Genomic DNA, 14,213 nt, shown 5'->3' with positions numbered 1-14,213 from the left:
TCAGCCCTTCATCATATTGACGTCTTCGACGGCGATCGAACCGCGGTTGCGGTAGAAGACGACGAGAATTGCAAGACCGATGGCCGCTTCGGCGGCCGCCACGGTCAGAATGAACAATGCGAAGACCTGGCCGACGATGTCGTTCAGGAAGGAGGAGAAGGCCACCATGTTCAGGTTGACCGAGAGCAGGATGAGCTCCACCGACATCAGGATGATGATGACGTTCTTGCGGTTCAGGAAGATGCCGAAAACGCCGAGCGTGAAGAGGATGGCGCTGACCGTGAGGTAATGGGAAAGTCCGATTTCCATGTCTTTATTCCTTTTTCCCGCCTCAGACGCCCTGGCCCGGCTTGACCTTGACCACTTCGACGGCTGTCGCCGGCGTGCGGGCCACCTGCTTGGAAACATCCTGTCGCTTGATATTGGTGCGGTGACGCAGGGTCAGCACGATCGCGCCGATCATCGCCACCAGAAGCACCAGACCGGCGATCTGGAAGAAGTAGACGTAGTTCGTATAGAGCACGTCGCCTAACGCCGCCGTGTTGGTGCGGCTGGCCGGATTCGGGATCGGCATGGTGATAGCCTTGGCCGCTTCCGGCGTCAGCACGCTGCCGCCGATGACGACTACCAGTTCGGCGGCGACGATGAGGCCGACCAGCATGCCGATCGGCGCATATTGCAGCACGCCCGAGCGCAATTCCGCAAAGTCGATATCGAGCATCATGACGACGAAGAGGAAGAGCACCGCGACAGCGCCGATATAGACGACCAGCAGGATCATCGCCAGGAACTCGGCGCCCGTCAGCAGGAAGAGACCGGCAGCGTTGAAGAAGACCAGAATGAGGAACAGCACCGAGTGCACCGGGTTCTTGGCCGAAATGACCATGAACGCCGATGCCACCGCGATGAACGCGAAGAGATAGAAGAAGATTGCCTGCAGACCCATCGTGGTGCCTTTTCGTCCGTCACCGGGATCGGAGCGAATGCCCCTACCCGTCGAAACCCGGCCTTGTGATATGCGCCGGGTATTTCATCCAGATGTCACCGGCGCACTACCCGCTGAATGGGCGGCACCGGACAAATCACCCCGCCTTAGCGGTAGGGCGCATCGATTGCCATGTTGCGAGCGATTTCGCGCTCCCAGCGGTCGCCGTTTTCCAGGAGACGCGCCTTGTCGAAATAGAGTTCTTCGCGCGTCTCGGTCGAGAATTCGAAATTCGGGCCCTCGACGATCGCATCCACCGGGCAGGCTTCCTGGCAGAAGCCGCAATAGATGCACTTCACCATGTCGATATCGTAACGCACCGTGCGGCGGGTGCCGTCGTTGCGGCGGGGACCTGCCTCGATGGTGATCGCCTGGGCAGGACAGATCGCCTCGCAGAGCTTGCAGGCGATGCAGCGTTCCTCGCCGTTCGGATAACGGCGCAACGCATGTTCGCCGCGGAAACGCGGAGAGACCGGACCCTTTTCGAACGGGTAGTTGATCGTCGCCTTCTGCTTGAAGAAGTAGCGCATCGACAGGAAGAACGCGCCGACGAACTCCTTCAGGAACAGCGAATTCACGGCTTGGCCGAGACTTGCCATATTATTCTCCAATGATGCCGGAAGCCTGGACGGTCATGGTCATGCCCACCCAGCCAGCTTCAGCACGAATGCGGTAATGACGACCATGGCAAGCGACAGCGGCAGGAAGATCTTCCAGCCAAGACGCATGAGCTGGTCATAGCGGTAACGCGGTACGAAGGCCTTCACCATGGCGAACATGAAGAAGACGAGCATCGACTTCAGCATGAACCAGACGATGCCCGGTACCCAGTTGAGGAGCCAGATATCGACCGGCGGCAGCCAGCCCCCGAGAAACAGGATGGTCGTCAGCGCGCACATCAGGCAGACGGCTGCGTATTCGCCGAGCATGAACATCATGTAAGGCGAGGAGCCGTACTCGACCATGAAGCCGGCGACCAGTTCCGATTCCGCTTCGGGAAGATCGAAGGGCGGGCGGTTCGTTTCGGCGAGCGCCGAGATGAAGAACACCACGAACATCGGGAACAGCGCCAGCCAGTGCCAATCGAGGAACGAGGCAGGCAGGCCCATCCTCGTGCCAAGACCGTCATGCTGGGCATTGACGATATCGGTCAGGTTCAGCGAGCCGACGCAGAGGAGCACGGTGACGATGACGAAGCCGATCGAGACTTCGTAGGAGACCATCTGCGCCGCCGAACGGAGCGCGCCGAGGAACGGATATTTCGAGTTCGAAGCCCAGCCACCCATGATGATGCCGTAGACTTCGAGCGAGGAGATCGCAAAGATATAGAGGATGCCGACGTTGATGTTGGCGATGACCCATCCGTCCGCGAGCGGCACCACAGCCCAGGTCGACAGGGCCAGGAGCACGGCAACCAGCGGCGCGAGCAGGAAGACGGCCTTGTTGGCGCCAGCCGGAATGACGGGCTCCTTGAAGACGAACTTCAAAAGGTCGGCGAAGGACTGGAACAGGCCGAAGGGGCCAACGACGTTCGGGCCGCGGCGCAGCTGCACGGCCGCCCAGATCTTGCGGTCGGCAAGCAGAACATAGGCGATGAAGACGAGCAGGCAGACCAGCAGCAGCAGCGACTGCGCGACCATGACGATGCCCGGCCAGACGTAGATGGAAAAGAACGAGTCCATGTTCAAACTTACTCCGCCGCAGCCTGGAAATTGTTGCGGGCCAATGCCGAGCATTCAGCCATGACGGCAGACGCGCGAGCGATCGGGTTCGTCAAATAGAAGTCTTTGATCGGCGACGCAAACCCGGACTTCGTCATACCACCGGCTTTTTGGCCAAGTGCGGCAATTTCGTTCACCGAGCCCGCCGCAATCTCGTCGATAGCCGCGAAATGCGGGTAATCCGCATAGAGTTTCGCACGCAGGGCGCTCAGCGAATCGAAAGGCAGCTTGTTTCCGAGCACGTCGGAGAGCGCGCGGATGATCGCCCAGTCTTCGCGAGCCTCGCCGGGCGCGAAGCCGGCGCGGTTGCCCATCTGGACGCGGCCTTCGGTATTGACCCAGGTTCCCGACTTTTCGGTGTAGGCCGCACCCGGCAGGATGACGTCGGCATTGTGCGCGCCGGCATCGCCATGGCTGCCGATATAGACAGTGAACTTGGCGCCCTTCTTGGAGAAGTCGAGCTCGTCTGCGCCGAGCAGGAAGAGGACATCCATGCCGGCCAGCTGGGCGCTGGCATTGGCGCCGTTCGCACCCGGCACGAAGCCGAGGTCGAGGCCACCGACGCGGGCAGCGGCAGTGTGGAGGACGGCAAAGCCGTTCCACTCGTCGGTCAGCGCGCCGACCGAGCCGGCAAGCTGGGCGGCCGAGCTAAGGATCGCCGCGCCGTCGGCACGGGAAAGAGCCCCCTGCCCTACGATGATCATCGGGTTCTTTGCAGCCCGCAGCTTGTCGGCGAAGCTGTTTGCGCCGGACGCGAGGTCGGTGAGCGTTTCGGCGCCTGCGCCGAGATAGTCGTAGACGTAACGCAGTTCGCTGACTTCGCCGATCACGCCGATCGGGAAGTTGCCACGGCGGAAGCGCTTGCGGATGCGGGCGTTGAGGACTGCGGCCTCGATGCGCGGATTGGCGCCGACCAGGAGCAGAGCGCCGGCCTGTTCGATGCCTTCGATGGTCGGGTTGAAGATGTAGCTTGCACGGCCGAGCGACGGATCAAGCGCCGTCCCGTCCTGGCGACAGTCGAGGTTTTCCGATCCGAGCGACCGGATCAGTTCCTTCAGGGCGTACATTTCCTCGACCGACGCCAGATCGCCGGCGATCGCGCCGATCTTTGCAGCGGACGTTGCGGAAACGGCAGCCTTGATGGCGCCGAAGGCTTCGCCCCAGGACGCAGCCTGAAGGCGGCCGTCCTTGCGGACGTAAGGCCGGTCGAGGCGCTGGGTCTTCAGGCCGTCCCAGATGAAACGGGTCTTGTCGGAGATCCACTCCTCGTTCACCTGCTCGTTGACGCGCGGCATGATGCGCATCACTTCGCGGCCGCGGGTATCGACGCGGATCGCCGAGCCGACGGCGTCCATGACGTCGATCGATTCGGTCTTGTTGAGTTCCCACGGACGGGCGGTGAAGGCGAAGGGACGCGAGGTCAGCGCACCGACCGGGCAAAGGTCGATGACGTTGCCCTGCAATTCCGATGTCATCGCGCTTTCGAGATAGGTGGTGATCTCGGCATCCTCGCCGCGGCCAATCAGGCCGAGTTCGGAAATGCCGCCGACTTCGGTGGTGAAGCGGACGCAGCGCGTGCAGTGGATGCAGCGGTTCATCACGGTCTTGACCAGCGGGCCGATATACTTGTCTTCGACGGCGCGCTTGTTTTCCGTGTAGCGGGAACTGTCGATGCCGAAGGCCATCGCCTGGTCCTGCAGATCGCATTCACCGCCCTGGTCGCAGATCGGGCAATCCAGCGGATGGTTGATCAGCAGGAATTCCATCACGCCTTCGCGGGCCTTCTTGACCATCGGCGTATTGGTGAAGATTTCCGGCAGCTCGCCGTTCGGGCCGCCGCGGACATCGCGCACGCCCATGGCGCAGGAGGCTGCCGGCTTCGGCGGTCCGCCCTTCACTTCGATCAAGCACATGCGGCAATTGCCGGCGACCGAAAGACGTTCGTGGAAACAAAAGCGCGGGACCTCGGCGCCGGCTTCCTCGCATGCCTGAAGCAGCGTGAAATGATCCGGAACTTCGACCTCTTTGCCGTCAACCTTCAGCTTAACCATCGTCTCACTTACGTCCTTAGTTCCATCCTTTGGGTCTCCTGGGGGTCAGGCGACTCGGGGACATATTCTTTTATTTCAACAGAGCTTTCGCCTGGCCGACCCAGTCGTCGCGGCTGATGCGTCCCTCGAAACCCAATTCCTTGTCGAAACGGGCGATATCGGCCTCGTTCCAGGCCGCGACCTGCGCAAGGCTCGTCACGCCCAGGCCGTTCAGCACTTCCGCCAGCTTCGGACCGATGCCCGAAATCTGCTTCAGGTCGCCGCCCGCAGGTGCCTTGGCCGTCTTCGCCTTCGCCGGCTTTACCGGGGCCGGCTGCCTGGACGAAACCTTAGGAGCGGCCTTGGGCGCAGCTTTCGCCGGCACAGCCTTGGCGGCCGGCTTCCTGACCGGTTCGGCAACGGGTGCCGCCTTGAGAACCGGAGCAGCTGCCTTGCGGGGCGCCTTCGGCTTTTCGGCGACCGGTTTCGCCGGCGCTGCTGCGACGACCGGTTCCGCAGCCGCCGGCGTTTCCGCAGGGGCTGTCGTTTCCGCAATCGGAGAGGCCTCAGCCGGATTTGGATCGGCGGCCTTTTGGCGGTTGCCCGCTTCCATCGCGCCCTGCAGCGCGCCGAAGAAGACGCCAGCCATCTGGGTGGCAATACCGAAACCGATCGCGGTTGCGGCAGCCATGTTCGCCATCAGCGGATTGAGCTTCATCGCCTCGGAAAAATCGGGCATGCGTGCTGGATCGAGCGCCGGACGATCCGCCGCCTCCCGTTCATGCTCTTTGCCCGACTTCGTCACGTGACTACTCCGCAGCTTCCAGGACGGCACCATGCGCCGTCGCGTTTCGGGTATACTGGTCGATACGTGCTTCGATCTCCGGACGGAAATGCCGGATCAGGCCCTGGACAGGCCAGGCCGCCGCATCGCCGAGCGCGCAGATGGTGTGACCTTCGATCTGCTTGGTCACCTGGAACAGCATGTCGATTTCGCGCTTCTGGGCATTGCCCTTGACCATGCGCTCCAGCACCCGCCACATCCAGCCAGTGCCTTCGCGGCACGGCGTGCACTGGCCGCAGCTCTCGTGCTTGAAGAAGGCCGAGATGCGGGCGATCGCCTTGATGACGTCGGTGGACTTGTCCATGACGATGGCGCCGGCGGTGCCGAAGGAGGAGCCGACGGCACGCAGGCCGTCGAAATCCATCTGGCAGTCGATGATGTCCTTGGCCGGCACGATCGGGCAGGATGCGCCGCCCGGAATGACCGCCAGCAGATTGTCCCAGCCGCCGCGGATGCCGCCGGCATGCTTGTCGACCAGCTCGCGGAAGGTGATGCCCATCACTTCTTCGACGGTGCACGGCTTGTTGACGTGGCCGGAGAGCATGAACAGCTTGGTGCCGACATTGTTCGGACGGCCCATGGACGAGAACCAGCCGGCGCCGCGGCGCAGGATGGTCGGAGCAACCGCGATCGATTCGACGTTGTTGACCGTGGTCGGGCAGCCGTAGAGGCCCATATTTGCCGGGAACGGGGGTTTAAGGCGCGGCTGGCCCTTCTTGCCTTCGAGGCTTTCGAGCAGCGCGGTTTCTTCGCCGCAGATATAGGCGCCGGCGCCGTGGTGGACGTAGATGTCGAAATCCCAGCCGAGCTTGTTGTTGCCGCCGAGCAGGCCGAAATCATAGCACTCGTCGATCGCCGCCTGCAGCGCCTCGCGCTCGCGCATGTATTCGCCGCGCACATAGATATAGGCCGTGTTGGCGCCCATGGCGAAACCGGCGATGACGCAGCCTTCGATCAGCGTATGCGGATCGTGGCGCATGATTTCGCGGTCCTTGCAGGTGCCGGGTTCGGATTCGTCGGCATTGACCACGAGGTAATGCGGGCGGCCGTCGCTCTCCTTCGGCATGAAGGACCATTTGAGCCCGGTCGGGAAGCCTGCGCCGCCGCGGCCGCGAAGACCCGAAGCCTTCATCTCGTTGATGATCCAGTCCCGGCCCTTCTCGATGATCTCCTTGGTGCCGTCCCAATGGCCACGGCTCATCGCGCCTTTCAGGGACTTGTCCTTGAGGCCGTAGATATTGGTAAAGATGCGATCCTGATCTTTCAACATGATCTATTCCACAAGTCCGTCGCGATTAAGCCGGTTGCCAGTCGATATATTGCAGCCTTTTGCAAAGGCCGCACACAAATTCTCAAATGTCACGACTCACCTTCAGTCGTGGTCTTGCGCCGCGTGCGCTTCGGCTTCAAGTCCCCGGAGACCGCGCCCGGTTCCGGCGGCGCGCCTTCCGCTGCACTGCCGGGCGTCTTCGGAGCCGGTTTGCTCTTCGCAGTCGCCGAGAGCGGCTGCTTCTCCGCGGCCTTGGCATTCGCGGCGGCGGCCGCCGGGGCGGTGGCAGGGGTCTTCAGTTTCGGGTCCGTCTCCGGCGCCGTGTCCTTGGGACGACCGGCATCGGCCGGAGGAATGCTTGCAGCTGCCGCGGCCTCTTCGGCGCTCGGATGTGGGTCGAGATTGGTGCGGACCGGCTTGATCTCGTCGTTCAACGTCTGCGGGCCGCCCTCGGGGGCCGAGAAGATGCGGTCGATCTGCGGGCCGGGCTTCACTTCGTGGCCCTTGCCGGCTTCGAAAGCGTCGATGATCTCTTCCAGGCGCTGCGGCGTCAGGTCCTCATAGGCATCCTTGAAGATGATGACCATCGGTGCGTTGACGCAGGCGCCCTGACATTCGACTTCTTCCCACGACAGCGTGCCATCGGCATTCAGCGCGAACGGATCGTGGTGAATCTTGTGCTGACAGACCTTCATCAGGTCCTCGGCGCCGCGCAGCATGCAGGGCGTGGTGCCGCAAACCTGGATATGGGCGCGGGTACCGACCGGCTTCAGCTGGAACTGGGTGTAGAAGGTCGCGACTTCGAGGACACGGATATAGGGCATGTCGAGCTTGTTTGCGACGAACTCGATCGCCGCACGGGTCACCCAGCCATCCTGTTCCTGCGCACGCATCAGGAGCGGGATGACAGCCGATTGCTGCCGGCCTGCCGGATATTTCCTGATCGTTGCCTCGGCCCAGACGGAATTCTCGTCATTGAAGGCGAAAATTGCCGGCTGCACCTGGTCTTCGGCTAATCGACGAACGGACATTCTTTTCCACGCCTTATCAGTTTATGGATCCACACCGCGATCTCGTGAGCGTCACGAATTCGCAGGCATAGGCAGACTTGTCTTTCTGCATGAACACTATGAACTTTGTTCCACTGGGAACGGATGACTTGATCTCATATCCTTCGGACAGGAGATCCTTCATCGACCTCGATCCGCCGCCTTGCGTCGAAATCGCGCCATCCGTCTGCGCCTGCTGCGCGAACGCAACCGGGGCAGCAGAGACGAGGGCAGCGAAAACGACGGCGCGGAGCATCAGCGGTCCACCTCGCCGAAGACGATGTCGATCGAGCCGAGCACCGCCGAGACGTCGGCCAGCTGGTGACCCCGACAGATGAAATCCATCGCCTGGAGGTGGGCGTAACCCGGCGCGCGAATCTTGCAGCGGTACGGCTTGTTGGTGCCGTCGGCGACCAGGAAGACGCCGAACTCGCCCTTCGGGGCTTCGACCGCCGCATAAACCTCGCCGGCCGGAACGTGGTAACCTTCGGTATAGAGCTTGAAGTGATGGATCAGCGCTTCCATCGACCGCTTCATCTCGCCGCGCTTCGGCGGCACGACCTTGCCGTCCGTAGACGAGAACGGGCCGGTCCTGGCATCGCCGAGCAGGCGATTGACGCACTGCTTCATGATCTTCACGGACTCACGCATCTCGATCATCCGGATCAGGTAACGGTCGTAGCAATCGCCGTTCTTGCCGATCGGGATGTCGAATTCGAGGTCGGAATAGCACTCGTAGGGCTGCGAGCGGCGCAGGTCCCAGGCAGCGCCCGAACCGCGGACCATGACGCCGGAAAAGCCCCAGGCCCAGGCGTCTTCGAGCTTGACGACGCCGATGTCGACGTTGCGCTGCTTGAAGATGCGGTTGCCGGTCAGCAGGTCGTCGATGTCGTCGAGCTTTGCCGGGAATTCATCGCACCAGATGCCGATATCCTCGACCAGTTCCGGCGGCAGGTCCTGATGGACGCCGCCCGGACGGAAATAGGCCGCATGCATGCGCGAGCCCGAGGCGCGCTCGTAGAACACCATCAGCTTTTCGCGCTCTTCGAAACCCCAGAGCGGCGGCGTCAGCGCGCCGACGTCCATCGCCTGCGTGGTGACGTTGAGAAGATGCGATAGGATGCGGCCGATTTCCGAATAGAGCACGCGGATCAGCTGGCCGCGGATCGGGATCTGGATATCCAGGAGCTTTTCGACGGCGAGAGCGAAAGCATGTTCCTGGTTCATCGGCGCGACGTAGTCGAGGCGGTCGAAATAAGGGATCGCCTGCAGATAGGTCTTGGTCTCGATCAGCTTTTCGGTGCCGCGGTGCAAAAGACCGATATGCGGATCGACGCGCTCGACGATTTCGCCATCAAGCTCCAGGACAAGGCGCAACACGCCATGCGCCGCCGGATGCTGCGGTCCGAAATTGATGTTGAAGTTGCGGACGTTGTGTTCGGTCATACTGCTTGCTCCATGCCGGGCGGCGGATCGCACCGGGCGGGAAAGACGTGCATTCGGCTGGCGCGGATGCGCCGGTCTTAGGCTTTGGCCTTTTCGTCCCCGGGGAGCACGTAGTCCGTGCCTTCCCAAGGAGAGAGGAAATCGAAACTGCGGAATTCCTGGCGCAGCTCGACGGGCTCATAGACGACGCGCTTGGCGTTGTCGTCGTAACGGACCTCGACGAAACCGGTGGTCGGGAAGTCCTTGCGCAGCGGATGGCCTTCAAAACCGTAGTCCGTCAGGATGCGGCGCAGGTCCGGATGGCCGGTGAACAGGATGCCGTACATGTCCCAGGCTTCGCGCTCGAACCAGTCGGCGCCCGGGTAGACCGGGCAGGCAGACGGAACCGGCTCGTCCTCGGCGGTCGCGACCTTGATGCGGATACGCTGGTTCTGGCGGGGCGACAGAAGGTGATAGACCACGTCGAAGCGCTTTTCGCGCGCCGGATAATCCACACCGCAGATGTCGATGAAGCTGATGAACCCGCACTGCACGTCGTCGCGCAGGAAGGTCAGCAGCGGCAGCAGGTTTTCCGCCGTCGCGGTCAGCGTCAGCTCGCCATAGGCGATTTCCGCATCCGCCACGAGGGACGGACGCGCTTCGCGGATGTAGGTCGAAAGCTCGTTCAGGGCTTCACTCATGATCTTGTCCAATTACCCTTAGCCTCTGGCCTCAGCGCTCGATCGTGCCGGTCCGTCGGATCTTCTTCTGCAGCAGAAGCACGCCGTAGAGCAGTGCCTCCGCCGTGGGGGGACAGCCCGGAACATAGATATCGATCGGTACGATGCGGTCGCAGCCGCGCACCACCGAGTAAGAATAGTGGTAATAACCGCCGCCATTGGCGCAGGAGCCCATGGAGATGACGTAACGCGGCTCCGGCATCTGGTCGTAGACCTTGCGGAGCGCGGGCGCCATCTTGTTGGTCAGCGTGCCGGCGACGATCATCACGTCCGACTGACGTGGCGAGGCGCGCGGCGCAAAACCGAAGCGCTCGACGTCATAACGCGGCATCGAAAGCTGCATCATCTCGACCGCGCAGCAGGCGAGGCCGAAGGTCATCCACATCAGCGAGCCCGTGCGGGCCCAGGTGATCAGCTCGTCCGTGGAGGTGACGAGAAAACCCTTGTCGGCGAGCTCATTGTTGATCTCGCCGAAGAACGCGTCGTCGCTGCCGATGGGCTTGCCCGTATTCGGATCGATAATGCCCTTGGGCTGTGGCGCGACGAGAGTGCTGCCGTTGTCGACTACTCCCATTCCAGCGCTCCTTTCTTCCATTCATATATGAAGCCGATCGTCAGAACGGCGAGGAATACCATCATCGACCAGAAGCCGAACCAGCCAATCGCACCGAACGATACCGCCCACGGGAAAAGGAAGGCCACTTCGAGGTCGAAGATGATGAAGAGGATCGAGACCAGGTAGAAGCGAATGTCGAACTTCATGCGCGCATCGTCGAAGGCGTTGAAGCCGCATTCGTAGGCCGACAGCTTTTCCGAATCGGGCGCCTTGTAGGCGACGGCGAACGGCGCAACCAGAAGCGCGATGCCGATCACCAGGGAAATGCCGATGAAAATCGCGATCGGGATATAGGAAGTGAGGAGTTCACTCATTGTATTCGATCCCAGCTTGCCTGAAGCGTCGGGAGACGACGCCTGAATATCAATGCACAGGCAAAGCGAACGTGCATTGCAACAAGCCGTGGTTAGCGCAGCCGAAGCCCCGGCGCAAGCTTTTTGAATGTCGCATCCTGCGCCAAAATGGAGCAGTTCAAACGATTATCAGCGGCCGCATCGTGGCGACAGCCTCCGGCCGTGATCGTCAGGGACTGGCAATGGCCAAATCATATTGGGAAGGGCGTCCTCTCGGATGGTAAATGGCGCGAGTGACGGGGCTCGAACCCGCGACCTCCGGCGTGACAGGCCGGCACTCTAACCGACTGAGCTACACCCGCGCATAATGCCGACTGACGGCTCGCCCCCTACGCCCAAGAAGCGTAAAAAGCGGGTTGTTCGAAGAAGAGAATGGCGCGAGTGACGGGGCTCGAACCCGCGACCTCCGGCGTGACAGGCCGGCACTCTAACCAACTGAGCTACACCCGCGCATTTCTCTTGAGGTCGAAACCTCTTGGCCGGGCGACCTCAATCGCTCGGTTGAGCGGCTAACTAAGAGGTTCGTGATCGGGTGTCAAGCGCGTTTCAAGACAAAAGGATGACGTCTCGTCGCTTTGCCCTCTCCTGTCCCATATACGCCCCTGTCCAGTCGGCTCTTCCCCAAAATTTTCAAAAAAACATCATGAAAGCCCTTGCGGTTTTTCCGCGATCCGCATAGATCACGGCCACCGACGCGGCGGGCCTTGAGGCTCCGCAATCGCGAACGGGCGATTAGCTCAGTTGGTAGAGCGCCTCGTTTACACCGAGGATGTCGGGAGTTCGAGTCTCTCATCGCCCACCATTCCCACCCTCTTTCCTGCCTCTACTTCGAGTTTTCCCTCTTCCGGGAGATCGTGTCGCTACGTCTCGCGCTTCAGTTTCGGTCGAGCGCTCGCAATCCCACTCGATTCTGTTGGCTGTCGCGGGGAAGAACAGCCGCCGTGAGCGTGACAGCTCGCTCCATTCCCGCCGTCCCACAGCCTCCGATCCGCGAGGCATATCAGGCGTTTCGCCGCCGAACGCTTCCGGGTGCCATCCATCATTCAGCGAATCTTTTCCGCCACTTCGTCCCCGCTGCTCAACCCGTTCCTAAAATCGGTTCCGAACTGCTGCCCGTCTGCGGATAGACGCTCGGGCGCAGTCTGGAGCACGAGGAGACAGGAATGGGGAAACATCATTTCAGACACAGCATCAACATGGGAGGCGCCGGCGGATGCGCTCGGTGCCGGACGGCGAGCGTTCGCGGCGGGAGGAGATGATGCTGGATCTCGGACTTTCCCTGACTGGTCCCGGCACTTTTTCCATCGGCGGCGGTGAGTCGCCCGAAGACGACGGGTTCACCCTGATGGATGCCGAAGGCAACGCGCTCGCCGACGCAGAAAACAATCAGCTCACCATCAGCCAACTCACGATCAGCCGATTCATCGGCCTGGAGGACTGACACGATGCCATCGCGCCAAATTCCGAAACTCTACATTCCCTCAGATGCCACCGAAGCGGCAATCCGAGCCGTACATGCGGCAGCCGTCGCGGCGGGCGGCGGCGGCACCATCCTGCTGCCGGATGCGGTGATCACGCTTACGGGACCGCTCCCGGTCGCCTCCGGCATCGGTTACCAGGGCGTGCAGCCGGTGCTGACCTATCTCAACGACACCCTGCCGGACAGCGGATGGGATTTCGTCGGCGGCACCGTGCTTGCCGGCGACGGCTCCTTTCCGGCTTTTGCCGCCAATGACGCAGACCTTGGCTCGCCGTCCGCGACGATCACCGCCGACTGCATTACCGGCTGGCGGTGCGAGCATATCGGCTTTACCGGCTTCACACGCGCCGTCAGCATCGGCGCGGTGAACAATATCGGCCTGCAGTTTTCCACCATCCATGACCTCTTCATCCGCGACTGCAGCGACTGGGGCATGTTCCTTGCCAATTTCATGCACACGGACGTTTCCCGGGTCTGGACGCATCTTTGCGAAAACGGCCAGTATTATGCTTCGTTGCTGCCCGGTTCGACCCTGATGCCCGGAAACAGCCGCTTCGATTCGCTCTTCAACATCATTCCCGCCGATGGACGAGACAATCGGCTCTGCCGGGGTATCGTATTCGAGGCCGGCGGAGACGGCGCCCGTCTGAACGAGATGTATGCCGACCGCATCCAGAACAACGCCTTCAACCGGACCGAGCTTGCGGTGAGCGCGACTTTCTCCAACGGTTCGGCGAATATCGCCGTTGCCGACGGCAGCAAATTCCGGGCGCGCATGCCGGTCGCGTTCACGAGCAGCGATTACGGGATCACCGCCGGGCGGGTCCATGTCGTCAAGTCGGTGAGCGGCAATACGATCCAGATCGGCAAGGCCTTCACCTCCCCGGCCATAATAGCGTCCGGCAGCGGCTCGCTGATGCTTTCGTCCTGGGGCATGCCCTGTTTCGAATTAAGCTCCCGCCATGAAGGCGCGTTCGTCTCCAACTCGCGCTTCCTCGGCGTGGATGTGGAAGGCGGCTCCGGCGCCGGGATTTACGTGGAGAACGCACAGGGCTGCGATCTCAACATCTCAGAAGTGCCCGGCGACAAGAATGCCGACGTCGTCGGACGCGCCACCGGCTTCAGCCGGTTCTACAGCAGCAACACGACGATTACCGATTTCGACACGGCTTCAGCAACCAGCCAGTTTCACGGCGCGCGCGGAATTGGCCGCCACGCGATGCTATCAGGTCTGTGGACCGATCAGACCCGCAACGGATTGGCGGCATTCAACATTCGCGGCGACGCAGGGGAGAATCAAGGGGACCTGGAGGTCAGGGGAGGCAACAGCTTCATCTATCCCCGCTTCGGAATCGGAATGAAGTCGACGCTCAAGACTGCAGACACCGTGCTGCATCCGCTGGATGCCGGCCTCGTCACCTTCGACGCCGCGTCGGCGCTCGTCTGCACGCTGCCTGCGATCACGAATTCGTCGGATGCGTCCTCGCTGGTGGGACTGCCGTTTCATATCGTCAATGCCGGATCGGCGGATTTGGCGATCAATACCAACGGCACCCAGCTCTTCAACAAGATCCCGGGCAAGACCGGCCATACGTTGAATGCCGGCGAAAGCCTGCTGGTGGTCGCCGCCGAAGGGGCGGGTTCGACGCTCTTCTGGGCCGCCTTCCCGAGTGTGGGCGTTGCCTGAACCGCTGCGCTTC

15 protein-coding genes and 3 tRNA genes are annotated in these 14,213 nt (G+C 61.8%); 3 read left to right on the top strand and 15 right to left on the bottom strand.

Annotated elements, in window-relative coordinates:
* The 15 genes from nuoK to C5J22_RS04715 all read right to left on the bottom strand — a co-directional run bounded on the left by nuoK (position 1) and on the right by C5J22_RS04715 (position 11,483).
* Entirely contained in the window at positions 1–309 is a 309-nt protein-coding gene (gene nuoK, locus C5J22_RS04785) for an NADH-quinone oxidoreductase subunit NuoK (protein ID WP_007772674.1), read from the bottom strand.
* Between the two features lie 22 nt (positions 310–331).
* Complete coding sequence (locus C5J22_RS04780; RefSeq protein ID WP_046635483.1) at positions 332–946, bottom strand: NADH-quinone oxidoreductase subunit J; 615 nt, start codon at positions 944–946, stop codon at positions 332–334.
* Between the two features lie 146 nt (positions 947–1,092).
* Positions 1,093–1,584, bottom strand: coding sequence for an NADH-quinone oxidoreductase subunit NuoI (gene nuoI / locus C5J22_RS04775; protein WP_037080524.1), 492 nt, complete (start codon positions 1,582–1,584; stop codon positions 1,093–1,095).
* A 39-nt stretch (positions 1,585–1,623) separates the two neighbouring features.
* Entirely contained in the window at positions 1,624–2,667 is a 1,044-nt protein-coding gene (nuoH, locus tag C5J22_RS04770) for an NADH-quinone oxidoreductase subunit NuoH (RefSeq protein WP_038593139.1), read from the bottom strand.
* Between the two features lie 8 nt (positions 2,668–2,675).
* Positions 2,676–4,757, bottom strand: coding sequence for an NADH-quinone oxidoreductase subunit NuoG (gene nuoG, locus C5J22_RS04765; protein WP_105437397.1), 2,082 nt, complete (start codon positions 4,755–4,757; stop codon positions 2,676–2,678).
* A gap of 70 nt (positions 4,758–4,827) precedes the next feature.
* Positions 4,828–5,541, bottom strand: a complete 714-nt coding sequence (locus tag C5J22_RS31975) for a 5' DNA nuclease (RefSeq protein WP_305778775.1) — start codon at positions 5,539–5,541, stop codon at positions 4,828–4,830.
* A 4-nt stretch (positions 5,542–5,545) separates the two neighbouring features.
* A complete protein-coding gene (gene nuoF, locus C5J22_RS04755) occupies positions 5,546–6,850 on the bottom strand; it encodes an NADH-quinone oxidoreductase subunit NuoF (protein ID WP_105437395.1) in 1,305 nt (434 codons plus the stop codon).
* Positions 6,851–6,939: 89 nt separating this feature from the next.
* Positions 6,940–7,881: an NADH-quinone oxidoreductase subunit NuoE gene (gene nuoE, locus C5J22_RS04750; protein WP_245440293.1), complete on the bottom strand. Its 942-nt coding sequence runs from the start codon at positions 7,879–7,881 to the stop codon at positions 6,940–6,942.
* Between the two features lie 16 nt (positions 7,882–7,897).
* Complete coding sequence (locus C5J22_RS31575) at positions 7,898–8,158, bottom strand: hypothetical protein (RefSeq protein WP_371411959.1); 261 nt, start codon at positions 8,156–8,158, stop codon at positions 7,898–7,900.
* Positions 8,155–9,345, bottom strand: coding sequence for an NADH-quinone oxidoreductase subunit D (locus C5J22_RS04740; protein WP_105424859.1), 1,191 nt, complete (start codon positions 9,343–9,345; stop codon positions 8,155–8,157). Before C5J22_RS04740 ends, C5J22_RS31575 begins: the two co-directional genes overlap by 4 nt.
* Positions 9,346–9,422: 77 nt before the next feature.
* Positions 9,423–10,025 carry an NADH-quinone oxidoreductase subunit C gene (locus tag C5J22_RS04735; protein WP_046636651.1) on the bottom strand — a complete coding sequence of 201 codons (603 nt, stop codon included), beginning with the start codon at positions 10,023–10,025 and terminating at the stop codon, positions 9,423–9,425.
* Between the two features lie 31 nt (positions 10,026–10,056).
* Positions 10,057–10,638: an NADH-quinone oxidoreductase subunit B family protein gene (locus tag C5J22_RS04730; protein WP_037080534.1), complete on the bottom strand. Its 582-nt coding sequence runs from the start codon at positions 10,636–10,638 to the stop codon at positions 10,057–10,059.
* Positions 10,629–10,994: an NADH-quinone oxidoreductase subunit A gene (locus C5J22_RS04725; RefSeq protein ID WP_037080537.1), complete on the bottom strand. Its 366-nt coding sequence runs from the start codon at positions 10,992–10,994 to the stop codon at positions 10,629–10,631. The genes C5J22_RS04730 and C5J22_RS04725 overlap by 10 nt, the downstream gene beginning before the upstream one ends.
* A 264-nt stretch (positions 10,995–11,258) precedes the next feature.
* A tRNA-Asp gene (locus tag C5J22_RS04720) sits at positions 11,259–11,335 on the bottom strand.
* Positions 11,336–11,406: 71 nt separating this feature from the next.
* Positions 11,407–11,483, bottom strand: a tRNA-Asp gene (locus tag C5J22_RS04715).
* A gap of 276 nt (positions 11,484–11,759) precedes the next feature.
* On the opposite strand from C5J22_RS04715, the gene C5J22_RS04710 reads away from it, so the two are divergent.
* From C5J22_RS04710 to C5J22_RS04700, 3 genes are all read left to right on the top strand, one after another.
* A tRNA-Val gene (locus C5J22_RS04710) sits at positions 11,760–11,835 on the top strand.
* Positions 11,836–12,246: 411 nt separating this feature from the next.
* Entirely contained in the window at positions 12,247–12,474 is a 228-nt protein-coding gene (locus C5J22_RS04705) for a hypothetical protein (RefSeq protein ID WP_105437394.1), read from the top strand.
* Positions 12,475–12,478: 4 nt separating this feature from the next.
* On the top strand, positions 12,479–14,200 hold the full coding sequence (locus tag C5J22_RS04700; RefSeq protein WP_105437393.1) for a hypothetical protein: 1,722 nt from the start codon (positions 12,479–12,481) through the stop codon (positions 14,198–14,200).
* The last annotated feature ends 13 nt before the right edge of the window (positions 14,201–14,213 follow it).

This window comes from Neorhizobium sp. T25_13, from assembly GCF_002968675.1.
GTDB classification, from domain to species: domain Bacteria; phylum Pseudomonadota; class Alphaproteobacteria; order Rhizobiales; family Rhizobiaceae; genus Neorhizobium; species Neorhizobium tomejilense.
Note: the sequence above shows the minus strand (reverse complement) of the source record. Positions and strands in the feature narration are given on the sequence as shown.

Coding starts and splice junctions, on each gene's coding strand:
- nuoK (WP_007772674.1), bottom strand. CDS start 309: ATGGAAATCGGACTTTCCCATTACCTCACGGTCAGCGCCATCCTCTTC.
- C5J22_RS04780 (WP_046635483.1), bottom strand. CDS start 946: ATGGGTCTGCAGGCAATCTTCTTCTATCTCTTCGCGTTCATCGCGGTG.
- nuoI (WP_037080524.1), bottom strand. CDS start 1,584: ATGGCAAGTCTCGGCCAAGCCGTGAATTCGCTGTTCCTGAAGGAGTTC.
- nuoH (WP_038593139.1), bottom strand. CDS start 2,667: ATGGACTCGTTCTTTTCCATCTACGTCTGGCCGGGCATCGTCATGGTC.
- nuoG (WP_105437397.1), bottom strand. CDS start 4,757: ATGGTTAAGCTGAAGGTTGACGGCAAAGAGGTCGAAGTTCCGGATCAT.
- nuoF (WP_105437395.1), bottom strand. CDS start 6,850: ATGTTGAAAGATCAGGATCGCATCTTTACCAATATCTACGGCCTCAAG.
- nuoE (WP_245440293.1), bottom strand. CDS start 7,881: ATGTCCGTTCGTCGATTAGCCGAAGACCAGGTGCAGCCGGCAATTTTC.
- C5J22_RS04740 (WP_105424859.1), bottom strand. CDS start 9,345: ATGACCGAACACAACGTCCGCAACTTCAACATCAATTTCGGACCGCAG.
- C5J22_RS04735 (WP_046636651.1), bottom strand. CDS start 10,025: ATGAGTGAAGCCCTGAACGAGCTTTCGACCTACATCCGCGAAGCGCGT.
- C5J22_RS04730 (WP_037080534.1), bottom strand. CDS start 10,638: ATGGGAGTAGTCGACAACGGCAGCACTCTCGTCGCGCCACAGCCCAAG.
- C5J22_RS04725 (WP_037080537.1), bottom strand. CDS start 10,994: ATGAGTGAACTCCTCACTTCCTATATCCCGATCGCGATTTTCATCGGC.
- C5J22_RS04705 (WP_105437394.1), top strand. CDS start 12,247: ATGCGCTCGGTGCCGGACGGCGAGCGTTCGCGGCGGGAGGAGATGATG.
- C5J22_RS04700 (WP_105437393.1), top strand. CDS start 12,479: ATGCCATCGCGCCAAATTCCGAAACTCTACATTCCCTCAGATGCCACC.